Origin of the sequence: Metabacillus sp. 22489 (assembly GCF_052044855.1) — a bacterium.
GTDB lineage: Bacteria > Bacillota > Bacilli > Bacillales > Bacillaceae > Metabacillus > Metabacillus niabensis.
The window spans coordinates 1-24,274 of sequence record NZ_JBQENT010000062.1 but is presented as its reverse complement, the minus strand read 5'-3'; the positions used below and the strand labels follow the sequence as shown (position 1 = coordinate 24,274).

Below are 24,274 nucleotides of genomic sequence, written 5' to 3'. Positions count from 1 at the left end.
CCCAATGTTGGTGTTTATCAAAAAATATTCTTCTCAATATATTGGTCTCCATAAAATGAAAATACCACAGCTTAAATGACTGTGGTAGACCCAAATTTTTATACTTTCTTATCTTTTAAGAAAAGCGCAAGCGCCTTGATCAGCCCCGACAAGCATAAGGCGATTTGGAATAGAAGGCGTTCTTTGCCTTCAATTCCAAATTGACTTATGACCTCGAGGGGCTAGGCGCTGGAGCTAGACACTAAAACTAAGTTCAAAATGTTATACTTTCTTACCTTGCAAAAAAGGATACCTTATCACAAGGCCATTGCAACGCAATGGGCTTAATGATAAAGGTATCCTTTTTAGCCGTATCAAGATTATTTATTAACTTCCTCACGTTTTGATTGCTCGATCCATTCTTCAAGCTTATCTTTTAACGTATTGAATCCTTGTGGAGTTTCTGTTTCTGTTTTCACAGTCGCTTGACGCTTTTTAGGCTTTCTTGGTGCTTCCTTCTTTTCTTCAACAGGTGCTTCTTGAGTTGCACGAATTGATAAGCTGATTTTTCCTGTATTTTCGTCAATAGAAAGGACTTTTACTTGAACTTCATCATTTAATTTTAAATGCTCGTTAACATCCTTTACAAACCCGTGAGTAATTTCTGAAATGTGAACTAAACCTTGTGTTTCCTCGTCAAGAGCTACGAATGCTCCGTATGGTTGAATTCCTGTTACTTTACCCGTATGCACACTACCTACTTCATATTTTGTTGTCATGATAACACTCCTAATTTCTTATATTTATATGTCCATTTATACGCAATATAAAATTATACCACAACAATAGGTATAATTCAAAAAGATTTATTGTCTTTCATTAGTATACCCAATGTCTCTATAACAATAACGTAAGGAGCGCCACTTTGGGCGCTCCTCTTTAGGAAGATGGTGGATAGACAATTTTGTCAAAGTCATTTTCGTCTTTTTGTGTTTGCAATATGAGCTTTCCTCCATCACTTGTAAAGTAAATGTTAATGATTTGTCCGTTTAGTTGATTTTCCTGATTTACATATACAAGATCATTTAATAATTTATCATTCTCTACTTGCCATGTGATCATTTCAGCTTTAAATGTATTGAAATCAGGCAGTGTGGCATCCTTCCCATTATATGAGAGAGCATAGGCTGTCTCGTAATCCTTCTGCGTAAGGGCATATAGGTAAATTCTTACAATTGTTAATTCATAAGTTCCCTTATCTGCTATTATTCCTTCTAATGTTTTAATATCCTTACTTGCTTTAAACTCCTTATATCTTTGCTTCAAATTTTCAGTCAATGGCAGCAAAGACATCGGTTCATTATAAGAGATTGGTTTTAATTCGTCTGGAATTGTCGAAATAATTTCCATCTTTAGTTCTTCATTGTTTAATACTTTATTTGAGGTACGATATTGTAAAGTCTTTTTCACTAACTTAGTTGTTAAAGTACCTGGATATTGTGTTGTAAATTTCTTTAACATTTCTATATCTATATAAAATAAAAAATGTGGCAATACAGCATGATATACCTTTTTTAAATCCTCTTTATTTCTAAAGTTCTCATTATCTAATATAAATGTTTCAAGATGGGCAATGTTCTTTAGCATAGTTTCATCAAGATAAAGCTCATTTGATATTTCTAGTACTTCTTGGACATAGTCTTTTAAATATAAATAGCTTTCCAATTCCTCGCTAATTTGGCCTGTAAAATCTTTTAAAATTTTATCCAAATTCATTTGAATTGAAATACTTCCCTCGCCCTCTAAATAAAAACTATATCCATAGGTCACTAAACGATCTGTAAATTCCGTAAATTCATTTGGAGCTGCTACAGAAACATTTTTACTATTTAATTCATCAATAGCATCTTTTGTTGGCATTATAACCTCTCTATTGTATTCAAGCCTCCACTTACTAATGAAGTTTTCACTCATAGCATCTAATTTATCTAAGTAATCTAAAATAAAATCATCCTGGAGAGGTTCGTTATCCTCTACCTTCTTTTTTATATATGCATATTCCTCATTTGGTAAGGAAACTCTTCGATTAATTTCTTCTTCGACCTTTTCCATATATGTTTTAAATTCTTTTTCGTTTTTATAGCTGCTTCTTTCCTCAAATCTATCAACTGTCTCTTCAACATCCTGGATAAACCGGTACTGTTCGACTTGATCAAAATCAAGCTTTTCTCCCAGTTCATCGACCTTTCGTTCATAAAGGCCGCGAATTTCATTTTTAGCCGACTCTACTTGTTCTGCTGTAATCTTGGCAGAATTCTTCTCTTTTTTTTCGATAATCAGGCTATTTTGTGAAATAAGTTGCCCGCCAATTAATCCACCTAAGAGTAATACTCCTATGAAAGAAGCGACATATGGAAGTTTAAACGTTTTTCTTTTCTTAGGCTTCTCCTGCTGAACGATACGCTTCATTATTGCAGCTGGAGCTGATTTTGTCGGGATGTTTTCATAGGATTTCTTTAATTGGTTCATCCGTTCTTCAAATTGTTTATCATCCATGAATGTCACCTTCCTTCTGATTTTGCTCTTGAATTAGTTTTTTTAGCATCGTCTTCCCACGTAAAATTCGCGTCTTAACTGTTGATAATGTTACCCCCATTATTTCCGCTATTTCCTCATATTTTTTTTCATGAAAATAAAATAGAATGATCGGAACACGGTATTTTTCATCTAGCATTTGGATGGCTATATGCAGCGTTCGATCCTCTTCATTTTGGATCACTGCTGATTCAATTTCGACATAGTCATCCTTTTTCGTATTTTGTTGAATTTTAAATACTTTACGGATGTTTGATTGACGCTTTCTTGCAAAATCTCGGGTAACATTTAGCGTTATTTTATATAACCACGTTGAAAATTTTGCTTTTGAGAATTGATCAAGAAAACGGTAGACACGAATGAATACTTCCTGTGTAATATCCTCTATTTCATCATGGCGATTGCCTAATTGATAGGCGAATCTTTCAACAGTCGGATAGTACATTTCCACTAGTTGCCCAAATGCAACCATATTCCCTTGTTGCGCCCTTTTTATTAGCTCTTCCTCTGTCATTCGTCTACCCCCCTTTTTTCTACATATTAAACGGAACTTGCAACTAAATTGTTTCATAGGAGTACATTTTGAAGAATATATATAAGAGGAGCATGTGGAATTTCTGGATATGTTGTTTAAAACAAACAAAAAAGGGGAATAAATACTAGCATAAGGCTTTCTAGTATTCCCCCTTTTGTTTCTCTATATGGCTGGCCAATATTTGGTCAGCTTTTTTTTGCTATTAAGATCGGCTTTGAACAAAGCGTTGCATTCTTTTTAGTGCTTCTTGGAGCTGGTCAAGTGATGATGCATAGGAACAACGCACATAGCCTTCACCGCTTTCCCCAAATACACTACCAGGAACAACCGCAACCTTTTCTTCTTTTAACAATTGCTCAGCAAATTCCTCTGAAGTGAGATTTGTACTTTGAATTGATGGGAATGCATAGAACGCACCACCAGGAACATGACATGTTAAACCAATATCATTTAATGCACTAACAAATAAATTGCGGCGCTGTTTATAGCTTTTCTTCATATGAAGAACATCCTCTTTGCCATTTTTCATCGCCTCAATTGCAGCATATTGTGCCATTGTCGGTGCACACATCATTGAATATTGATGGATTTTTAACATTGCGCTTAAAAACTCTGGACGTGCAGCAACATAGCCTAAACGCCACCCTGTCATCGCAAATCCTTTTGAAAAACCAGAGATGAGCAATGTTCGATCAGCCATTCCTTCAATAGAAACAAAGCTTGAGTATGCTTCATCATACGTTAGCTCAGCATAAATTTCATCTGAAATTACAAGCAAATCGTACTTCTCAATGATACTCGCAATTTTCGTTAGTTCTTCTTTATTTAAAAGCGTTCCAGTCGGGTTATTCGGTGAACATAAAATAATCGCTTTTGTTTTGTTCGTTATTGCTTCTTCTAGCTCATCTGGCTGAAGCTTGAATTCCATTTCTCCTCTTGTGTGAATCGGAACAGGTACACCGCCTGCTAACGAAACGAGAGCAGCATAGGAGACAAAGCTCGGCTCAATGACAATTACTTCATCACCAGGATTAATAATCGCTCTTAATGCAAGGTCAAGCGCCTGACTCGCACCAACGGTTACTAATAGCTCAGTTTCGGGATCATATTGAACTGTTGTTGTCTCTTGCAAATAAGCACTAATTTCTCTTCTTAATTCTAATAGACCAGCATTAGCTGTATAGGATGTATAGCCTTGCTCAAGTGAAAGAATACATGCTTCCCTAATATTCCATGAGGTAACAAAATCAGGCTCACCTACCCCTAACGAGATGACACCTTCCATACCTGCTGCTAAATCAAAAAACTTACGAATTCCTGAAGGTTTTAAATCTTTGACTGAACTTGAGAGGTAATGTGATGTTTCAATCATGGGGACACCACAATTCTCTTATCCTCATCATCTTGCTCAAATATTGTGCCATCATGCTTATATTTTTTTAAGATAAAATGAGTTGTAGTTGATAAGACAGAGTCTAATGTCGAAAGTTTCTCTGATACAAATTGAGCAATTGCAGACATCGATTTACCTTCTATAATAACGGACAGGTCGTAAGCTCCTGACATTAAATAAACAGATTTCACTTCATTAAAACGATAGATACGACTTGCGATTTCATCGAATCCGACACCACGCTTAGGCTGAACCTTTACATCAATCATCGCTTTAACACCTTCATGGCCATCAACCTTTCGCCAGTTCACTTGTGCAGTATAATCAACAATAATGCGTTGGTCTTCAAGGTTTTTTATAATTTTTTTCGTTTCTTCCTCAGTTAAATCAATCATTTTGGCGATTTGTTCCGCAGATAAGCGACAGTCATTTTCTAAGATTTCTAAAATCTCGACTTCCTTGTCTGTAAACTTCATTTTCACCACTCCCACTTTTCAAATCTTCAGATAATTATACCACTTAAAAATCCTTTTTCCTACGATTAGACAAAAGAATTACGGGTAAGTTTTTACAGGTGTTTTTTCCTTATGCTAAGCTAAAACTAACAACAATTAGTGGATTATTTTTCATCCACCTGCTCTGGGCTCTTATAAGCTACCCTTCCTTTATTCCATTTTGTTAGCCCGTAAGAATTATGATATTTACCTGAGTAAAACTTAATTTTATCATATATTACCATACTATTTATAGGAAAAATGGAGTGAATAATATGGAGAATCATTATTATGCAAATACAATGAAAATTCTTGGCGTAAATGTGCATTATGAGGTTTATGAAAAGGACCCATCAAAGCCAACGCTTGTCTTATTACATGGTTTCTTGTCTTCAACCTTTTGCTATCGAAAAATTATCCCTATGCTAAAGAATGAATTTAATTTGCTTGCGATCGACCTACCTCCATTTGGAAAATCAGAAAAATCAACAAGGTTTGTTCATTCCTACTCAAATATGGCAAAGCTAGTCATTCAATTAGTTGAAAGTTTGCGTATCAAAAAGGCGTTTATTTTAGGTCATTCGATGGGTGGACAAGTTTCTCTCGTAGCAGCTAAGGAAAGACCAGACTTATTCGAAAAAGTAATCCTCCTATGCAGCTCAAGCTATATGAAACGGATTAGCGGAACGTTAAAATTTGGCTCATATATACCCTATTTTTATTTAGGTATCAAACATTGGCTTGCGAAACAAGGCGTCCTAAAAAACTTATATAATGTTGTTTATGACCGTTCACTTATCGATGAAGAAATGATGCAAGGATATTTAGAGCCATTTCATGACAATGGGATATTTAGAGCTTTGAATCGAATGATTCGTGACCATGAAGGAGATTTAGCACCAGAGGAATTAAAGCGTATTGAACAGCCAAGTCTCCTCATTTGGGGAAATGAAGACAAAGTTGTGCCAGTTCATATCGGTGAAAGATTAAAAAATGATTTACCTAATTCGATCTTCTATTCATTAAAGGACACTGGACACCTAGTTCCTGAGGAGCGTCCTGAATATGTAACGGAAAAGATTCTCGACTTCTGCCATGCTAATTAAAAAAATTGCGCCTTACCTAGCCCCTAACAAGGATCAAATCCATTTACAAAAATGCTTTTAGATCAGATTGGGGCTTGGCGCGCTATATAAGTTTATCTATACTTGATAGAATATTTTCACTCCCACCAAAATATTTAAATTTCACAGCTACTCGTCTGTTTAATAAATAGTAATTGCTTCGCAAGTTTTTCACAAGTCTGGAGTGGAATGATTTCTTCAAATGAAAACTCATAAATCGCTTGAATTTTTCTAGCGAGCAGCATTACATCATCAAAGGCATACACTGCTTGTAACACATCAACAACTTCCGTTTCATAGCTTCCTTCTCCATACCCGAGCGGATCCCATTGTAGTAAGATTTCCATTAATTTAAGATTCGTTTGTTGAGCTTCCATTTTTTCACCTTTTTAAATCTTATTTTTTGCACTGTCATTGTAACATATATATGATGAAAGAGAACTATTAGAAATGTGAAAGCGCCTCGTTTAGCCTATGGCAAACAAACCGAATCAGAATAGAAGGTGCTCTATATGGGCTTGGCGTGGAGCTAGACACAAGAACAGAGTAATTAAAAAATACTTAAGCGAGGTGTGAAAGGTGAATCGATTTGATGAAATCATAAATCGAAGAGAAACAAATTCCGTAAAGTGGAATACAAAGGAAATGTTTGGTGATGAAGAAATTTTGCCAATGTGGGTAGCAGATATGGATTTTCCCGCTCCAGCTGAGGTCATCGAAGCGATTAAAAATCGAGCTGACCACGGGATATTCGGATATACGATGCCAAGAGAAGGAACAGAGAAAGCGATACGAAGCTGGTTGAAAAATCGCCATCACTGGGAAATAGAGGAGAATATCCTTACCTACAGTCCTGGAATCGTAACAGCTATTAGTATGGCGATTCAAACATATACTGGACCTGAAGACAAAATTGTCGTGCAGCCACCTGTATATTATCCTTTTTTTGAAATGGCGAAAAAGCATAAACGTGAAGTTCTTTACAACGAGCTTTTACTAAATGAGCATCATCGTTATGAAATCAATTTTGATGATTTAGAAACAAAGCTTGCAGATCCAAATACAAAAATGTTTATCCTTTGTAATCCCCATAATCCTGGAGGTAGAGTTTGGAGTAAAGAGGAATTAACGAAAATAGGGGAATTGTGTTTAAAGCATGAGGTGTTAATTATCTCAGATGATATTCACTCTGATTTATTATTATTCGGTAATGAATACACACCTATTGCATCGATTAGTAAAGAAATTGCTGACAATACAATAACATGCATTGCACCTAGTAAAACATTTAACCTTGCTGGCTTACAGGCATCTGCACTCATCATTCCGAATGGATCTCTAAGAAGAAAATTCAATTCAACTCTTCAGCTACATGGGTTATTTGGATTAAATACACTTGGAACAGATGCGATGGAAGCGGCATATAAACATGGTAATGACTGGCTTGATGAATTAATTACGTACTTAGAGGGAAATGTTGCTGAAGTAGAAAACGTTATAAACGAAAAACTGCCACAGTTAAACGTTATGAGACCTGAATCTACTTATTTAATTTGGATAGATGCTAGAAGTCTACATAAAACAGATGATGAAATAAAGGAATTACTTTATAAAAAGGGAAAATTAGCATTAGAGCCAGGTTCAAAATTTGGTGAAAACGGTGCTGGCTTCCTCCGTATGAATATCGCTTGTCCAAAGGAAACATTACAGGAAGGACTTAAACGCCTCGTTCATGCATTGACATAAGAATGCAGATGATATTCCGTTAGGATAAGTTAGGTCTGATCCTTTTCCAAAGCTTGGATGTAAAGGGTCAGACCATTTTGCAGTTATTCCTTTTCTTCACTTTTAACTGATTGTTGGAAATGCTTGTCCACTTCTCCTTCCTCTTTCTTTGATACTTTTACGATAAAACGAAAGGCAAAAAACGCTCCGATTCCAAAAATAACCATAGTGATAACTGCTGGTATATACTCTGTTTTATCCTCTGGGAAGTATAGAAATAACCCTACTATAAATTGAAGCTGCTCCATATATTCACAACCTTTCCTTATTACTATAGCAAGCTTTTCGCAAATTACAAATGTGATTCTTATTTGAACATGTTATGATGAACATATCATAAACTACTGATTAAAAGGAATGATTTTAAATGGAAGAACGCATGATTGGAGATATCGTAACTGGGATTTACAAAACAGGAAAATATATTGGGGAAATTACCGATATTCGGCCGATGCATTATCTTGTTAAAGTGAAAGCTGCTTTAAAGCATCCACAGCAAGGTGACCTACATCATCCAAAAGATGCTGATGTTCAGTTCTTTCATGAACGTCGTGCCCTAGCTTTTAATGAACAAACAAATATTCCAAAGAAAATGGTTAAGCCTTTCGATGGGGATATCCCTGACTATCAGGAATCATTAAAAAACGCATTAACCGAATTAAGAGAAGAGCTTATGCAATTGAACACTCCTTGGGCAGAGCAGTCTTTAAGCAATCTTTCTCGTTTAGAAGCAGATTATTTCCCGAATAAATGAGGCTTATATCTACTCAATAACAATATTTGTTTTAACTCTTACAATCTTCATATACAAATAATGTTATTGAGTAAGCCAAAATAACATTAATTTATAAACGAGATTCCTCTCCTTTATGTTGCATATTTACCTAAAACCTTCGTTAAATCAATTCTGTCTCCGATTGTTGGCGGTTCTGGTTTTTGCAAATAACGCTTATCCTCTTCAACGAGCTTGAATAAATGATAGGTTGTTAGAGCATCATCTAATGCGCGATGATGTTTACCTGTCGCCTTTTTCCCATAATCCTCAACAGCCTTCCAAAGGCCTGTTTGATTACGGTCTCCGAAAAATTTTTTATATTCCATCGAAAGGTCTCTACATTCACCTGTAAAAGGGAATTCCTCACCATTCATTTTGCAGTTGTGTCGGAGTACTTTCATATCCATATTCCCCCATGTAATAATCGTAGCAGGGGTATCGTTCGTATATTTTTTTAATACGGTTAATAATTCTTGAAAGGTTATACCAGAATCAATTTTAGCTTGGGAAATTTGGAGAAAGGTTTTACACCTTTCACTCAATAAAAGAAAACGATTTGGTTTTACGTAAGAGGAAAATTGGTCTTCAATTTTTTGATTACGAACAGCTACGACCCCTACTTCAATTATTTCAGGATAAAATCCAACAGGATCAGATTTCCCCTCAGGCATCGTAAACTCAAAATCAATAAATAATAATAATGGTTCTTGTCCCTCCAACCTATTTCACCCCTCTTTCTTCAACTTTCCATTTTTTATTATTATATCATCGACGCTTCTGATTAACTTCAAATTTTCGAAAAATAATGAATTATCCCTTGTCTATTTTTTACTTTTATGGACGGTTGTTTCAGTTTCATTTTGAAGCTACTATTAACTAGAAAAAGGGATAAATTAGCAAAATCAGCAAAATAATATTTCTCCCTAGTAGGGCAAGATCGGTTACAATATAGAAAAGAAACATTACGTGAGAAAGAGTGTGAATGTAATTTGAGGAGAATAGTTGGATGGGTTTGTATCATCGTTATGATTCCGATTTTCTTATTATGTGGCTTTGTTGCTGGAAAGGAATCAAAGGCCGTAAAAGGATTAGGAACCGTTTTAGATGAAAAACTCCCTTTAAGTAATGTTGAGTTATCACAAAATAGCTTTATTTTCGATAGTGAGGGTCAATTAATTTCAGAAGTGATTTCAAATCAACAAAATCGCAATTATATTGCTTATAATGATGTCCCTGATCTTGTTAAAACCATTTTTATTACATCAGAGGATCAGCGTTTTTTTGAGCATCTTGGCTTTGATCCAGCCGGGATGTTACGAGCTGTGTTTATTAATGCACAATCGCAATCTGTTGAACAAGGCGGCAGTACGATTACCCAGCAGCTAGCACGTAACGTCTATTTAAATCATGACAGAACCTATAACAGAAAGCTAAGTGAATTACTTTATTCCTATCAGCTTGAAAGAACCTTTACGAAGGAGCAAATATTCGAGGGATATTTAAATGCGATTTACTTCGGTCATGGCGCATATGGGATTGGAACAGCTGCAACCTATTATTTTAGCAAGCAATTACAGGAGTTAAACCTTGCTGAGCTAGCATTTATAAGCGCTATCCCAAACAATCCATCGTTATATGACCCAATCAAAAAATTTAATAATACTAAGCAACGCCAGGAACGATTGCTAACAATGCTGCATGAAAACGGCACTATAACAAAGCAGGAGCTTGATGAGGCAAAAGCGTATAAAATCACCTTATCAATTAAAAAGCCTGTGGATACAAATCCACACTATGTTACGTATGTCCACCAGGAATTAAAGCAATTAATTTCTGAAACAGAAGGCTTTGCGGACAGATTGGCAAATGCCAAGCAAGAAAAGGAAAAAGAAAAGATCCAAACCGAATTAACAGAGCGTGTAAATGATGTATTAAGCAAGGGCGTTATTATTTATACAGGCTTGGATACATCAATTCAAGCAAAATTAGAGCAAGCCGTTGCCACACATCTTCCTGCTCAAAATGTCCAAAGTGCTGCGGCAGTCGTTAATCACGAATCACATCACATTGTTGCTTTATATGGCGGAAAGGATTACGAAAAGTTTTCCTTTAATCGTGCTTACCAGGCATATCGACAGCCAGGCTCCGCAATAAAGCCATTATTAGACTATGCTCCATATATTGATCTAACAGGTGCAACAGCAAAATCGAAAATCGATGCGAGCGAATTTTGTAAAGGTAATTATTGTCCTGAAAATTATAGTAAACGGGATTATGGAACAGTCTCAATTGATACAGCATTAAAACATTCATATAATGCTGCAGCAGTAAGACTTTTGGACACGATCGGTATTGAAAAGGGCTTTTCCTATTTAAAGCCTTTCGGATTCAATTCGATAACTAAAGATGATTATACACATCTATCAACAGCAATCGGAGGATTTGATGTAGGTATATCTCCTTTAGAAATAACAAATGCCTATTCAACCTTTGGTAACAACGGAGCTTATTACGAAAATCACGCGATAACAAAGGTGACCGATTTATCAGGAAAAACGCTTTATGAATGGAAGGAGCAGCCTGTTCAAGTTTGGAAGGAGTCAACAAACGATGAAATGCGCTCATTGCTATCATCAGTTGTTAAAAGTGGTACAGGGCAAAAAGCGAGAGTCACCGGTGATTATGTTGGCGGAAAAACAGGAACGACAAATGATTACGCTGATATATGGTTTGTCGGTTTAAAGGACCAATATACTGCAGGAGTGTGGGTTGGTGAAGATTCTAATAGTGATGTTAGTCATCTATATCATCAAGGACCACAAATGCTTATATGGAGAGATACGATGAAATAGAAAGAGGGCTTACGATGGATAAAGAAAAACAACCGATCATTTTATTTGATGGAGTTTGTCATTTCTGTAATCAGGCTGTGCAATTCATAATTCGCCATGATAAAAAGGAGCAAACTGTATTCGCTGCTCTCCAATCACCAATTGGACAAAAATTATTATTACAATATGAGCTCCCAACAGACGAATTTGACAGCTTTATTTTCATTCATAATGGTAAGGTTTATCAAAAGTCTCAAGCGGCACTTCAATTGTGCTTACTTTTTGGAGGTGGCTGGAGGCTCCTTTATCTATTTATTATCATTCCAAGGCCAATTAGAGATGCAATTTATCATTACATTGCTAAAAACCGTTACAAATGGTTCGGTAAAGCAGACCAATGTATGCTTCCAAGCGCAAAGGTACGAAGAAGGTTTTTGTCTTAAAACAACTTAACTACAAATAAAAAAGCTGATTCCTTTGATGGAATCAGCTTTTTTACCTTCTTGCATTGCTCACAATTAAATAGGTAAGCTTGCCATGATGCTATTATATAGGCGAAAGCATATATATAAAGTACCTAGTATAAATGAAAACCAAAATAAAACATGAAATAAAACTAAACCAATTAAAGAAGCAGATGTCAATGAGCTACTAATTTTATAAACGATAAAAATAAAATAGCAAAGCGTTGCAAGCAAAAATATTCCAATAATCGCAATTGGAAATTGAACCGCAGCTAACGAAAGCGCACCAGCTACAAGATAAAACGAAGAGCCACCTCTAATTTTCGTTAAGTTTTCACCTACAATATCCTTAGAAAAAAATAATAATGACAGCTCTGTTACCGTATCAGCAATTAACTTTAATGCAGAAAAAACCATGAAATAAAGCAATGCAAATATGATAAACAACGCCAGCTTAATCCCGTTATTCGAGAAAAATTCTAGCATCCCCTCGTAAATCCCCAAAACCTGTAAATAATCGATTACGATCATAACCGTTGCAATTGATAAAGATGTGCTAAATAACAAAATCGTAATAAGTGGAAAATAGCTTGTAAAATAAGTGTTTTTCATTTTCATATAATAAGTTCCTTTATCAAATTAAATTGTAACATTATTATGAATTATAACGTTCATTTTGACAAGGTATGGAAGGGAAGTTTACGTTTTTTTACAGCAAGATAATCCCGTTGCACTCTTTCTTGTGCTTTAACGGTATTTTTTCAAACTATTATCTAATTACAAAATGCAATTGCTTTTATCAGGTTATCAAAAAATAAAACAGGATGGACCTTCCATCCTGTTAACGAGCAATTACACGAACATATTCACGTGGTTTAAATTTTTCTATTGCCTTTACTTCCTCAACTACCATTTCAGTAGGAATAGTAGTTTCATTATTTAAAAGCTGAGCAGCTGGTCCTTGTAATTCTTCGGGATCAACATAATCTCTATTCAGCTTTGCATCAACGTACCAAGCACTGCAAAACATACTTGAAAACAAACAACCGGCAACTAAAATTTTTCGTTTCGGCATGGAACCACCTCATGTTTATCATGCTCACGAAATTTTTAGAATATACAAGCTAAGAAAAATTTGTTATCATTTTTATGTTCATATGAACTCGAAATTGCGAATAAGTATGTATTATTTCATAGTCATAATGAAACTCGTGCATAATACACAAATAGGATCGTTTAGTAAACTGACTCATTTAGCTGTTAATTTGATTATTTCAAATAATAAAAAAGAATCTATTATTTCTTTAGGTTGAAAGACCTCTCATAAATAAAGAATAGAGATGATTTTATAAGGAGGTTTGCATTTTATGACATTACTACATTTGGCTATCATAGCCCCTTTTCTTTTTGCAATACTCGTTCCATTTCTCTATAAATATTTCCGAAAAATACATACAGGATGGTTCGTCTTAATTTTACCGATTGTATTATTTAGCTATTTTGTTCAATTTATCGACGAGATGATGGATGGTAATACAATTATCCAAACGGCCGAATGGATTCCATCACTCGGGATTAATTTTACAGCATACATTGATGGATTGGGCTTACTATTCGCTTTATTAATAACCGGTATTGGATCACTTGTTGTCCTTTATTCCATTTTTTATTTAGCAAAGGAAAAAGAGCAGCTTCATCATTTTTATGTTTACTTGTTGATGTTTATGGGAGCTATGCTCGGGGTTGTCCTTTCAGATAACGTCATTGTTTTATATACGTTTTGGGAATTTACCTCCCTTTCTTCCTTTTTGTTAATTGGCTTTTGGTATACACGGGAAAAATCTCGGTATGGTGCGCAAAAGTCGATGATGATTACGATATTCGGCGGACTATTGATGCTTGGTGGATTTATCCTGCTTTATCTTATGACAAATACATTTAGTATTCGCGAAATGATTAGTCAAGTTCCAGCAATTATGGATGATAAATTATTTGTACCAGCGTTAATTCTTATTTTATTCGGTGCGTTTACGAAGTCAGCTCAGTTTCCGTTTTATATTTGGTTGCCAGATGCCATGGAAGCGCCGACTCCTGTTAGCGCCTATCTTCATTCAGCGACAATGGTAAAGGCCGGGATTTATCTAGTTGCACGCTTTAGCCCTGTTTTTGCAGGAACAGCAGAATGGTTTTGGATCGTGTCAGCCATTGGGTTATTCACGATGTTTTGGGGTTCATTTAATGCAGTGAAGCAGACTGATTTAAAGGGAATCCTTGCCTTCTCAACTGTGAGTCAATTAGGAATGATCATGTCAATGCTAGGTGTTGGTTCTGCAGCATTAGTGCTTGATTCAGTATCTGACACCTATTATTCTGTTGCTATCGTTGCGGCAATTTTTCACTTAATTAACCATGCCACATTTAAAGGAAGCCTGTTTATGGTTGTCGGTATTATCGATCATGAAACAGGAACACGTGATATTCGGAAATTAGGTGGCTTGATGAGCTTCATGCCGATCTCATTTGCGATTTCGATTATCGGTGCATTTTCGATGGCAGGATTGCCACCATTTAACGGATTTCTAAGTAAAGAAATGTTCTTTACAAGTATGGTTCGAATAACTGAGCTAAATATTTTAAATTTAGAAACACTCGGGCTATTGTTTCCAATTATTGCGTGGATTGCGAGTATATTCACCTTCATTTACAGTATGATTATTGTGTTCAAGACGTTTACAGGAAAATTCCAGCCTGAGAAGCTTAAAACAAAACCACATGAAGCACCTATCGGAATGTTAATTTCGCCAATTATTCTTGCTTCACTTGTGATTATTTTCTTCTTCTTTCCAAGCTTGCTTGAATATACGATTATTGAGCCAGCGATTGCTTCGATCATCCCTGGAATGCTTGGTGCGGATGAAAAGTTCCATGTTCATATTCAGCCATGGCATGGTTTTAATACCGAGCTTTGGATGACAATTGGTGTTGTCCTCATTGGGTTACTCGCCTTTCTTATGTTATCAAAATGGAGTGGAATTTATCGGTTTACTCCAAAGAAATTAACGTTAAATAAAGGCTATGATGCAGCAATAAGAGGTTTAGATAAATCATCATCTACGTTTACACGTTTTTACATGACAGGTTTTATCCGTGATTATCTTGCATACATCTTTATTTTTATGATTGTTATTGTTGGCACATCACTAGTTGTAAAAAATGGCTTTTCCTTTAATTTACGCAATACTGCTCCTGTTGGGATTTACGAAGCAGTGCTTGCCGCCGTAATGGTCATTGGTACAATTACCGTGCTGTTTGCGAAATCACGCCTAACATCCATTATTGCACTTGGGTCTGTTGGCTACTCTCTCTCATTGTTTTTTGTGCTATTTAGAGCACCAGATTTAGCTTTGACTCAGTTATGTGTAGAAACGGTTTCTGTCGCTTTATTCCTGCTCTGCTTCTACTATTTACCAGAGTTAAAAAAGCGTGAGAAAAAACTGCCATTTAAGTTAACAAATCTCATCATTTCCTTAGGCGTAGGGGCAATTGTTACCTTAATTGGGTTAGCCGCGAACAGCCAGCGGGTTTCGGAAACAATTTCTAGCTACTTTATTGAAAATAGCTATGAGCTTGCGGGCGGTAAAAATATGGTCAATGTCATTCTCGTAGACTTTAGAGGCTTTGATACATTGTTTGAAATCACTGTTCTTTGTATTGCTGCATTAGGAATTTATGGCATGATCCGTCTACAGGCGAAAAAGGAGGGAGAAGAGTGAAGAAAACGAACTTAAAAACAAACGATCTTATCTTTCAAACTGCAACGAAGGTGATCGTGTTTCTTATCATCATTTATTCCTGGCATCTCTTCTTTTCCGGTCATTATACTCCAGGTGGCGGGTTTATCGGCGGACTTATGACATCAGGTGCCATCGTCCTGTTGCTGCTTGCGTACGATATTAAAACAGTCGTAAGTATTTTGCCTTTCGACTATATAAAAATGGCTGCATTAGGTCTGCTTATCGCTTTATTAACAGGAATTGGCTCCCTATTCTATAATGTTCCGTTTTTAACCCATACATTTGGATATGTTGAGCTACCGTTGTTAGGAGAAACAGCATTAGCTACCGCTGTCCTTTTTGACCTTGGTGTATATCTCGTTGTTATCGGTGTAACAATGACGATTATTCAAACGATAGGGGAGACGGAATAATGGAAATTTTAATGTGTATCGTTGCTGGTATTTTATTTACAGCAGCAACCTATCTTATGCTATCTAAAAGTATTCTACGGATTATTATCGGCACTGGTCTTTTAAGTCATGGTGCACATCTACTTATTTTAACAATGGGCGGGTTAAAGAAAGGAGCAGCACCTCTTCTAGGTGAACATGCAAAAAGTTATGTCGATCCCCTTCCACAAGCATTAATTTTGACGGCGATCGTGATAAGCTTTGGGGTCACATCATTTTTCCTCGTCCTCGCATATCGCTCCTATCAAGAACTTGGTACAGATGATATGGACCAATTAAGGGGAAATGACCAATATGAATAATTTAATTATCTTACCTATTGTTTTACCGCTGTTAACAGGGATCTTACTCATCTTCTTAGGGAAGAATATCAAATGGCAAAGATGGCTTAGTGCCATATCATCGTTTATCGGAATTATCATTGCCTGCATCGTTGTCCAAACCGTTCATGAAAACGGAATTCAAACGTTGGAAATCGGTAGCTGGAAAGCGCCCTATGGCATCGTACTTGTCGCTGATATGTACTCTAGTTTATTAGTATTAACGACAAGTATCATCGGTTTTACAACCTTGTTGTTTGCCTTTTCAACTATCACCAGAGAAAGAGAAAAATTTTACTTTTATTCAGGTGTTCAATTTTTACTACTCGGTGTAACCGGAGCTTTTTTAACAGGGGATCTATTTAATCTATTCGTTTTCTTTGAGGTCATGCTTATGTCCTCGTACATGCTAATCGTGTTAGGAAGTACAAAGGCACAGCTGAGAGAATCGATGAAATACATCTTAGTAAATGTTATTTCATCCGCTTTATTTGTAATCTCTGTTGCTTACCTTTACGCAGTAACAGGAACGTTAAATATGGCTGACTTAAGCGTTCGAATTACGGAATTAGGTCAATCTGGGTTAATCACTGTTATTTCGATAATGTTTTTAATCGTTTTTGGACTTAAAGGTGCGATTTTCCCTTTATACTTTTGGCTACCAGGATCGTACAATGCTCCACCTACAGTTATCACGGCATTATTTGGTGCTTTATTAACAAAGGTAGGTGTTTATTCACTAACAAGAGTTTACACACTTATTTTTATTCACGATCAAGCATTTACACATCAAATATTGCTTTGGCTAGCTGCTTTAACCATTATTTTCGGGGTTATCGGTTCGCTCGCATATTCAGATATTAAAAAAATCATTATCTACAATATTATAACTGCTGTCGGTGTCATTTTATTTGGTGTCGCCGTAAACAATCAAGCAGCGATTGAAGGCTCTATTTATTACCTAGTCCATGATATGATAATTAAAGGAGCGCTATTTTATTTAGTTGGTGCTATTATCGCAGTAACAGGAACAAGCAATCTAAAGAAATTTAGCGGTTTAATCGCAAGTCATCCTCTTTTAGGTTGGATGCTGTTTATTGCTGCACTTTCTCTTGCAGGCATTCCACCGTTTAGCGGATTTATCGGGAAGCTAAAAATCGTTCAAGGTGGCTTTGAAGCAGGAGAGTATACCTTTTCACTTGTTGTCTTATTGTCGAGTTTATTCGTTCTCTATTCGGTGATGAAAATCTTTATTAACGGATTTTGGGGTGAGCCGGCAAAGAATTTTGCACCAAAGGTTCAGACGATAAAAGGAATGGTATTTCCGATCGCCATTTTATTAATGCTATCGATCGGATATGGTGTCGGTACCCAATGGGTATCACCATATATAACACAAGCGTCTGAAACTCTGCTTGACCCATCAATTTATATACAAGCCGTATTGAAGGAGTAGTGCATATGGCCTTTCAATTATTATTAAATGTGTTTCTAGCCTTTACTTGGATGTTTCTTTCAAATGATTATTCACCGCTCGCGTTTTTTAAAGGATATTTTTTCGGCCTAGTCGTCATCTTTTTTCTTAGAAGATTTTTTCACCGCCGCTTTTACGTTTACAATGTCATTGCGGTCATTAGATTGCTCATGATTTTCTTAATCGAGCTAATAAAATCAAATCTTTCGGTATTTAAAGTGATTTTATCACCGAGGCTTAAAATGACACCTGGGATATTTGCTTTAGAAACTGAGCTTGAAAAGGATTGGGAAATTACAATTCTCTCTAATCTAATTACCCTAACTCCTGGAACGCTTGTGCTTGAAGTATCAGATGACAATAAAACGTTATATATTCACGCTATGGATATCGAAGATGTTGAACAAGCAAAACTTGATATTAAAAATACATTTGAAAAAGCAATTAAGGAGGTAAGCCGATAATGTTTGAATTTGTCATCCATCTATCATTACTAATTGTAGCAATCTCTACCTCCTTATATATCTATCGCCTTATTAAAGGACCTACAACACCTGATAGAGTCATTGCCCTTGATGCAATTGGGATTAATTTAATTGCGATCACGGCAATTATTTCAATTTCTTTAAAAACCTCTGCCTTTGTTGAGGTCATTCTGTTAATAGGAATATTAGCGTTTATCGGAACAGTTGCATTTTCTAAATACTTAGAGAAGGGAGAGATCATTGAAAATGACCGAAATCAGTAATTTCATCATTGGTTTTTTCATTCTTCTAGGTTCAATACTAAGTTTAGTCGCAGCGATAGGTGTTGTACGTCTACCAGATGTTTATACCCGTAATCATGCCGCATCTAAAAGTGCAACACTTGGTGTCATTTTCATTCTATTTGGTCTATTCCTTTATTATCTGCTTACTGAGCATCAGGTGAATTCACGTGTATTGCTAGGAATTGTCTTTGTCTTTATTACCGCTCCTGTTGCCGGTCATTTAATAAGCCGTGCAGCTTATAATATTGGTGTCCCTTTATGGAAGGGAAGTGTACAGGACGATTTAAAGAAGGCACGGAGTAAGAAGAAATTGATGAGATGAGCTGTATAGCTCATCTTTTTTTGTTAGATTATGTGTTAAAGATTATTGATTTTTACCACTTCGTTAAATGGAAATAGTGGGTGATATTCCTGTGGTAGAAGTTTTTCAAAAGGAGACCTTACAGGAAGATGCTAATACCGTGGTGGCTACTGGAATGCAAGCGGTAATTTACATCCAAGATTAACAGCACCTTTATGTTAAACAGGGAAATGCGAATCATAAAAAAACTAGCCTACAGCTATGAGTAGACTAGTTTAGTTTCGGTTTCTTCTGTAAAATGGCCATCGTACATCTTGATACACATATAAGCTCAGCTTCTTCATCAACAATTTTTACTTCCCATACCATCGTTGTTTTTCCTATATGTAATGGTTTTGCATGAGCGGTAACAATCCCGTCCCTTTTGCCACGGATATGATTTGCGTTAATTTCCAGCCCTACACATGCTTGGGTATCATGATCGATAAAATGAAATGCACCGACACTTGCTGCTGTCTCCGCTAATGCGACAGATGCTCCGCCATGCAATAATCCGAAAGGCTGGTGTGTTCGATGATCAACAGGCATTGTTGCCACAACTCCATCATCTGAAACAGATAAAATATTAATCCCTAACGCTTCCATCAATGTGTTTTTTACATTGTAATCCACAATATCCCCTCTATTCATTAGGCTATTTTTGTATCCTTTGTAGCTTTATACGAAATAGTTTTAGTGTCGGTAATTTCCTCAACTCTTAGCAAAAGTCTCGATCTATTATCATGGAAACATTCATTTCGTTTCTAATCAATAACCCCTTCTGCCTTTGCAATCAGTACAGCCTCTGTACGGCTGCTCACATTTAGTTTATTAAAAATGGAGGTTAAATTATACTCAATGGTTCTTTTACTTAAATGGAGTTGATCCGCAATTTCTTGGTTCGTCAGTCCTTTTTCAACCTCTTGTAAAATGGATTTTTCCCGTTCTGTAAAAACCTGCTCAACCGATGAATGAATCGGCTTCGTTTGTTTTTGACTAAGAAGATTTTTTAAATATGTATATGGTACAATTATTTCTCCCTTTATCACATGATGGATAGTGGAAAGAAGCATTTCCTTGGACTCTGTTTTGCTAATCGCCCCATGAATCCCAAGACGTACAGCCTCTTCAAAATAATCCTCTACATCATATCCAGTAAATAAAATAATTTTGCATGCCGGGTGCTTCTTGAGGATTGACTTTGAGAGCTCCATTCCGTTTATATCCCCAAGATTCAAATCTAATAAAATTACATGGTATGGAGAGAAATCATATTGTTCAAATGCCTCAATGGTATACTCCAAATCTAAGCAATCTACCTGAATATCAGGCTCAGTTTCAAGAATTGCTTTCGTTCCTTCCCTAACTGCAGGATGGTCATCTACAACTAAAATATGAATCATTGCTTTCACTTTTTTACTCTCCTTAATACATATTGTTATAAAAAGACTTGGCAATTGCCAAGTCTTATTTAAATCTCGATATCTACCTTTACACCTTCACCAATTGCAGAATTTATCGTGATTGTCCCTTTTAATGCCTTTACTCTTTCCGAAATACCCGATAAGCCCATGCTCTCTGTTTTATCCTCAAGACTTTCGTATTCAAACCCTACTCCATCATCCTCGTAATGAAGGACAATCTTGTCTTTTATACAAACAAGGATGATGAGAACACTTGCAGCCTTCGAATGCTTTTGTGCATTTGTTAAAAGCTCCTGAACAATCCGATATAAATTCAACTGTGTATCAATATCAAGATTCATTGTAAAATTGCCAGTATTTAACCGAATATCAAACGGAACGATTTCCTGATACTGCATAACAAGCTTATTTAATGCCTTTACTAAGCCTAAATCATATAAAAGCTGCGGCCGTAACTCTTGGCAAGTTTCACGAGTTGTCTTAATGATTTTTGTCATATTGTAATTCATATCTCGCAATTGCTTTTTCAACTGAACTGATTCATTGTCAACACCTGCTAACGCTAATTCACACTGTCTCTTCAGGGAAACTAAATCCTGTAATACAGAATCATGCAAATCCTTAGCTAAATTTGACCGCTGCTTCTCTTCGATTGAAAACAATAGCTTTGTAAGCCAGCCAGGATTATCTCCCTCTGTTTTAACCTCTTGTAAGTGCTGCATCAATTCATCTATTTTCAAAAAGTTCTCTAACGAAACATTCGTATAAAAAGCTAAAGTCTTTAGCCAGGATATTTCATCCCGCGTTAAAATTGGCGTATTTAATATGGATAAACAAAGCAAAACATAGCTTTTATTCTCTGTCTCACCGATATTAATGACAAATCCCTTATCAACCTCAATAATTTTCCCAATCTCTGTTGAGACAGCTTGAATTTGTGTTATATAAGGTGAATAATCGCATTCCTTCGCATGTAAATCAACTTGTCGAATCTTCTTATCTTTATCCACCTCAATGACAAATGCCTTACTTACAAGCAATACATCAACAATCACCTGTTTAAGCTCAGAAATAACCTGCTCTAAATTATTTGCTTTCCGAATGCTTTGGGTGTATTTGAAAATGCTATCTTGGTAGTTATGTTTTTCAGAAAACCTCTTTAGGCGGAACCTAAAATCTATAATCTCTTTTAAATAAAAAACTAAAACTATTCCTAGAAAAACATAAATTGACAACTGTATAGGATAAAAAGTAGGATTTGTTTCTCTTAAATTAAGCATAATTCCTACAATTAGAAACGTAGGAATCACAGCCAATAGAGAATAATATCTAATTCTTCCTAGTAAAAATTCAATATCATAAATTTTAGTAGCCAAAAACTGGTAAACTAACGAGAATGGAATCAACAATAAAAATGCTGCTAAAAAAGTTGCTGAAAATATATATTCTTGAAATATCACATATGGAATAACATAAAATAGTAAAAATGGTGTAAAAGCTAGTACATTCGTTACAATTAGTATTTTAACTAAGTATGCTTGTTCAGAATACTTTATTTTCTTCAATCCTAAAAACTTTAGTACAAAAGTCAAGACTAATAGAATTAAGAAAGTGCTTAAATTAATCACCCTTGTAGCAGTAAAACTAATTGTTACAAAAGGATGCATTAACTCTATTAGTACATTAAGACCAATAAGTATATAACCGAAAATAACAAATTTAAAACTAAAAAGATTTTTACCTAGTTCTTTAAAATATTGATAAATAAAATGAAGATAACTGACAGGTACCAAATTAAATAGTACTAAATTGATATAGCGACAGAGCATATCTCCCCTTGAAGACCCACTAGCAGTAATATAAGCCATACCAATAATTAACAAGAACGCACTTAACAAGTTAGCTGATTTGATATTGACATTTTTATTTGAACGAAATATAAAGTATATACAAAAGAAACATAAAAACAATACCGTTAATGGAATAATAATAATAAATAAGCTCTGATAACTTATTAATGTAGTGGGAATTACATATTCTTTTACATTCCCATTGTGCATAACCTTTAAAGATCTTAATTGTTCGAGGATTCCATAATTAACTGCAGGTTTATGCAATAGAGGGTCTTTATTATTTATCTCTACAACAATATCACCTATGTTAAAATTAATTTTATCAGACCATGACTTAGGCTCAATCCCATTAATAATCATTTGATTGTCCTCAGTTATTTGAACCCCCGAACCAATATATGGATATTTATAATTTAGCATTATAATATAACAAGTTAAAATCACACTGAAAATTGCTGCAATAAAAAAAAGTTTCCTAAAGGTAATACGCATTAATAACACCTTTCAATTTTTATATCCAATAATAATTCATTAGCTTATCCGTACTAAGTATTCCCTCAATCACCGACAAAACGTCATCTAACTCCACACCTAGTAAACTGGCTTGTCCATTCATAACCTTTTCTATTACTTCTGGATTTTCCAGTAAAAAATTAACAATCTCTTGCATTTTCATTCTCCTTATTGAGCTATTTTTTAGAAAAAATCAATTTGGACTTAATCATATCAATAGCCTCTAAATCTATATCTAATTTATCGATTATTCGAGCTGCGCGGTTTAGTGAGATATTTTTCATCACATTCATATATTGAGCAACACCAGCATGAAACAGCTTCTCTTTATAAGCTTTAAAGCTACCAAATTCCTCTTCTATTGTTTTATTGCTCCTATAAAAAGCCATTAACTCTCTTGCATGTTGATTAAAGTTTTTTTGTAAATATAGCCTTGCTAAAGAGCGTTTTTCTTTTAATAGGTCATTTTTCTCAGGATTAAATAAATCTCTAAAGTCATTATCAATTTGAGCTGCAATCCCGATTTGATAGGAGTATTGTTCAACTTCTGGATGAAAGGTGTTTGCCAGCAGCATCCCTGATTGAGCTGACAACGCAATAAGTGAGCCAGATTTACGCTTCATAACATTCATATACTCTTCTTCTGTGTTAACGGAGTTTTTCAGATCATCATGCTGACCTTCCATCGCTTGACTTGCAAAGGTTAAAAACGTTTGCAGAATCTTGAATTTGGAAGCTGCTGATAATGATATGACTGTCTGCTGACTGAGCGTATATAAGGTTGTCGCAGCATTTAAGGCAAGAGATGAGTCCATTTGCATCCATAGCTCATTTTTATTATCTAAATCTTCCAAGTCATCAAAAATATCAAAGGATAAAAGTAACAATTCCACTGCTGCAGCTAGCTTGAATACTTCTGGATCTTCTCCTCGAAAAGCATGATGATGGATAATTGTTATCAATCCAAAATGACATTGCTGCTTTGTTTCAATAAATGAATAGAGTAGATTTTGGAGATCACAATGATTAATATTAGTGGTAATTGCTTGTTTCATATGGTGCTTGATCAATTCATCATGATTTGCAGTGATCACAATCACCCCTTTGATATAATTTTACTATATTCTACTTTGAAAGAGTAGTAATTATAGTATATTATACCCCTCACCACTATTACATTTTTACCTTCCCCTCCATTTTATGTCAATAAATAAAAATAAAAAAACTTGGCCTATGGCCAAGTTTCAGACTGTAGACAAACTCGATAAAATCGAGTTTGCATACAGTCTTTTTTTATTTAAAATATTTATTAATAGATATTTTAGAGGTGATGGATAATGATGACAAGAAACAATAATAC

At 35.4% G+C, this 24,274-nt stretch carries 27 protein-coding genes; 12 read left to right on the top strand and 15 right to left on the bottom strand.

The features are described from left to right. Positions 1–359: 359 nt before the first annotated feature. The 5 genes from yugI to ACTJJ9_RS23965 all read right to left on the bottom strand — a co-directional run bounded on the left by yugI (position 360) and on the right by ACTJJ9_RS23965 (position 4,978). Positions 360–758 (bottom strand): S1 domain-containing post-transcriptional regulator GSP13, encoded by a 399-nt coding sequence (gene yugI / locus ACTJJ9_RS23985; protein ID WP_095302250.1) that lies wholly within the window; start codon positions 756–758, stop codon positions 360–362. Positions 759–918: 160 nt separating this feature from the next. Next, on the bottom strand, positions 919–2,535 hold the full coding sequence (locus tag ACTJJ9_RS23980; protein WP_145584055.1) for a hypothetical protein: 1,617 nt from the start codon (positions 2,533–2,535) through the stop codon (positions 919–921). Further along, a complete protein-coding gene (locus tag ACTJJ9_RS23975; RefSeq protein WP_095302252.1) occupies positions 2,528–3,088 on the bottom strand; it encodes an RNA polymerase sigma factor in 561 nt (186 codons plus the stop codon). Before ACTJJ9_RS23975 ends, ACTJJ9_RS23980 begins: the two co-directional genes overlap by 8 nt. A gap of 223 nt (positions 3,089–3,311) precedes the next feature. Further along, positions 3,312–4,481 (bottom strand): aminotransferase, encoded by a 1,170-nt coding sequence (locus ACTJJ9_RS23970; protein WP_145584053.1) that lies wholly within the window; start codon positions 4,479–4,481, stop codon positions 3,312–3,314. Then, positions 4,478–4,978 (bottom strand): Lrp/AsnC family transcriptional regulator, encoded by a 501-nt coding sequence (locus ACTJJ9_RS23965; protein WP_095302254.1) that lies wholly within the window; start codon positions 4,976–4,978, stop codon positions 4,478–4,480. Before ACTJJ9_RS23965 ends, ACTJJ9_RS23970 begins: the two co-directional genes overlap by 4 nt. A 293-nt stretch (positions 4,979–5,271) precedes the next feature. Between ACTJJ9_RS23965 and ACTJJ9_RS23960 the strand changes: the two genes are divergently transcribed. Then, positions 5,272–6,102 carry an alpha/beta fold hydrolase gene (locus tag ACTJJ9_RS23960; RefSeq protein WP_095302255.1) on the top strand — a complete coding sequence of 277 codons (831 nt, stop codon included), beginning with the start codon at positions 5,272–5,274 and terminating at the stop codon, positions 6,100–6,102. Positions 6,103–6,236: 134 nt separating this feature from the next. On the opposite strand, the gene ACTJJ9_RS23955 is transcribed toward ACTJJ9_RS23960, so the two are convergent. After that, positions 6,237–6,497 (bottom strand): DUF1871 family protein, encoded by a 261-nt coding sequence (locus ACTJJ9_RS23955; protein ID WP_145584051.1) that lies wholly within the window; start codon positions 6,495–6,497, stop codon positions 6,237–6,239. 202 nt (positions 6,498–6,699) lie between these two features. Between ACTJJ9_RS23955 and ACTJJ9_RS23950 the strand changes: the two genes are divergently transcribed. Beyond that, positions 6,700–7,866: a MalY/PatB family protein gene (locus tag ACTJJ9_RS23950; protein WP_145584049.1), complete on the top strand. Its 1,167-nt coding sequence runs from the start codon at positions 6,700–6,702 to the stop codon at positions 7,864–7,866. An 83-nt stretch (positions 7,867–7,949) separates the two neighbouring features. Here the strand turns inward: ACTJJ9_RS23950 and ACTJJ9_RS23945 are convergent, their stop codons facing one another. After that, positions 7,950–8,153, bottom strand: a complete 204-nt coding sequence (locus ACTJJ9_RS23945) for a hypothetical protein (protein WP_095302258.1) — start codon at positions 8,151–8,153, stop codon at positions 7,950–7,952. A 119-nt stretch (positions 8,154–8,272) separates the two neighbouring features. Here ACTJJ9_RS23945 and ACTJJ9_RS23940 point away from each other — a divergent pair, with 119 nt between their 5' ends. Further along, on the top strand, positions 8,273–8,659 hold the full coding sequence (locus tag ACTJJ9_RS23940; protein WP_145584047.1) for a kinase-associated lipoprotein B: 387 nt from the start codon (positions 8,273–8,275) through the stop codon (positions 8,657–8,659). 113 nt (positions 8,660–8,772) lie between these two features. On the opposite strand, the gene kapD is transcribed toward ACTJJ9_RS23940, so the two are convergent. Then, positions 8,773–9,399, bottom strand: coding sequence for a 3'-5' exonuclease KapD (gene kapD / locus ACTJJ9_RS23935; RefSeq protein ID WP_145584045.1), 627 nt, complete (start codon positions 9,397–9,399; stop codon positions 8,773–8,775). A gap of 306 nt (positions 9,400–9,705) precedes the next feature. Here kapD and ACTJJ9_RS23930 point away from each other — a divergent pair, with 306 nt between their 5' ends. Next, positions 9,706–11,532 (top strand): transglycosylase domain-containing protein, encoded by a 1,827-nt coding sequence (locus ACTJJ9_RS23930; RefSeq protein ID WP_145584059.1) that lies wholly within the window; start codon positions 9,706–9,708, stop codon positions 11,530–11,532. A gap of 14 nt (positions 11,533–11,546) precedes the next feature. Beyond that, on the top strand, positions 11,547–11,954 hold the full coding sequence (locus ACTJJ9_RS23925) for a thiol-disulfide oxidoreductase DCC family protein (protein WP_145584043.1): 408 nt from the start codon (positions 11,547–11,549) through the stop codon (positions 11,952–11,954). A gap of 75 nt (positions 11,955–12,029) precedes the next feature. Here ACTJJ9_RS23925 and ACTJJ9_RS23920 read toward each other — a convergent pair whose 3' ends face one another. Then, complete coding sequence (locus ACTJJ9_RS23920) at positions 12,030–12,587, bottom strand: DUF5366 family protein (protein ID WP_095302299.1); 558 nt, start codon at positions 12,585–12,587, stop codon at positions 12,030–12,032. 229 nt (positions 12,588–12,816) lie between these two features. Then, positions 12,817–13,050, bottom strand: a complete 234-nt coding sequence (locus ACTJJ9_RS23915) for a hypothetical protein (protein ID WP_095302263.1) — start codon at positions 13,048–13,050, stop codon at positions 12,817–12,819. 292 nt (positions 13,051–13,342) lie between these two features. On the opposite strand from ACTJJ9_RS23915, the gene ACTJJ9_RS23910 reads away from it, so the two are divergent. From ACTJJ9_RS23910 to mnhG, 7 genes are read left to right on the top strand one after another with little or no spacing between them, the layout of a single operon-like run. Continuing rightward, positions 13,343–15,748 carry a Na+/H+ antiporter subunit A gene (locus tag ACTJJ9_RS23910; RefSeq protein WP_145584041.1) on the top strand — a complete coding sequence of 802 codons (2,406 nt, stop codon included), beginning with the start codon at positions 13,343–13,345 and terminating at the stop codon, positions 15,746–15,748. Further along, positions 15,745–16,182, top strand: coding sequence for a Na(+)/H(+) antiporter subunit B (locus ACTJJ9_RS23905; protein WP_095302265.1), 438 nt, complete (start codon positions 15,745–15,747; stop codon positions 16,180–16,182). Before ACTJJ9_RS23910 ends, ACTJJ9_RS23905 begins: the two co-directional genes overlap by 4 nt. Further along, positions 16,182–16,523 carry a Na(+)/H(+) antiporter subunit C gene (locus tag ACTJJ9_RS23900; RefSeq protein WP_095302266.1) on the top strand — a complete coding sequence of 114 codons (342 nt, stop codon included), beginning with the start codon at positions 16,182–16,184 and terminating at the stop codon, positions 16,521–16,523. The genes ACTJJ9_RS23905 and ACTJJ9_RS23900 overlap by 1 nt, the downstream gene beginning before the upstream one ends. After that, positions 16,516–17,997: a Na+/H+ antiporter subunit D gene (locus ACTJJ9_RS23895; protein ID WP_145584039.1), complete on the top strand. Its 1,482-nt coding sequence runs from the start codon at positions 16,516–16,518 to the stop codon at positions 17,995–17,997. Before ACTJJ9_RS23900 ends, ACTJJ9_RS23895 begins: the two co-directional genes overlap by 8 nt. Positions 17,998–18,002: 5 nt before the next feature. Beyond that, the gene (locus ACTJJ9_RS23890; protein WP_145584037.1) at positions 18,003–18,479 is read left to right on the top strand and encodes a Na+/H+ antiporter subunit E; all 477 of its coding nucleotides are present in this window, start codon (positions 18,003–18,005) and stop codon (positions 18,477–18,479) included. Further along, a complete protein-coding gene (locus ACTJJ9_RS23885) occupies positions 18,479–18,763 on the top strand; it encodes a Na(+)/H(+) antiporter subunit F1 (protein ID WP_095302269.1) in 285 nt (94 codons plus the stop codon). The genes ACTJJ9_RS23890 and ACTJJ9_RS23885 overlap by 1 nt, the downstream gene beginning before the upstream one ends. After that, complete coding sequence (gene mnhG / locus ACTJJ9_RS23880; protein ID WP_095302300.1) at positions 18,747–19,106, top strand: monovalent cation/H(+) antiporter subunit G; 360 nt, start codon at positions 18,747–18,749, stop codon at positions 19,104–19,106. Before ACTJJ9_RS23885 ends, mnhG begins: the two co-directional genes overlap by 17 nt. A 249-nt stretch (positions 19,107–19,355) precedes the next feature. On the opposite strand, the gene ACTJJ9_RS23875 is transcribed toward mnhG, so the two are convergent. The 5 genes from ACTJJ9_RS23875 to ACTJJ9_RS23855 form a co-directional block, all read right to left on the bottom strand. Then, positions 19,356–19,730 carry a hotdog fold thioesterase gene (locus ACTJJ9_RS23875; protein ID WP_440768947.1) on the bottom strand — a complete coding sequence of 125 codons (375 nt, stop codon included), beginning with the start codon at positions 19,728–19,730 and terminating at the stop codon, positions 19,356–19,358. Positions 19,731–19,888: 158 nt separating this feature from the next. Next, positions 19,889–20,527, bottom strand: a complete 639-nt coding sequence (locus ACTJJ9_RS23870; RefSeq protein WP_145584057.1) for a response regulator transcription factor — start codon at positions 20,525–20,527, stop codon at positions 19,889–19,891. 68 nt (positions 20,528–20,595) lie between these two features. Continuing rightward, on the bottom strand, positions 20,596–22,761 hold the full coding sequence (locus tag ACTJJ9_RS23865) for a histidine kinase (RefSeq protein ID WP_255451988.1): 2,166 nt from the start codon (positions 22,759–22,761) through the stop codon (positions 20,596–20,598). Positions 22,762–22,912: 151 nt separating this feature from the next. Then, positions 22,913–23,071 (bottom strand): competence pheromone ComX, encoded by a 159-nt coding sequence (gene comX, locus ACTJJ9_RS23860; protein WP_145584029.1) that lies wholly within the window; start codon positions 23,069–23,071, stop codon positions 22,913–22,915. Positions 23,072–23,090: 19 nt separating this feature from the next. Next, the gene (locus tag ACTJJ9_RS23855; protein ID WP_145584027.1) at positions 23,091–24,008 is read right to left on the bottom strand and encodes a polyprenyl synthetase family protein; all 918 of its coding nucleotides are present in this window, start codon (positions 24,006–24,008) and stop codon (positions 23,091–23,093) included. Positions 24,009–24,274: the final 266 nt, after the last annotated feature.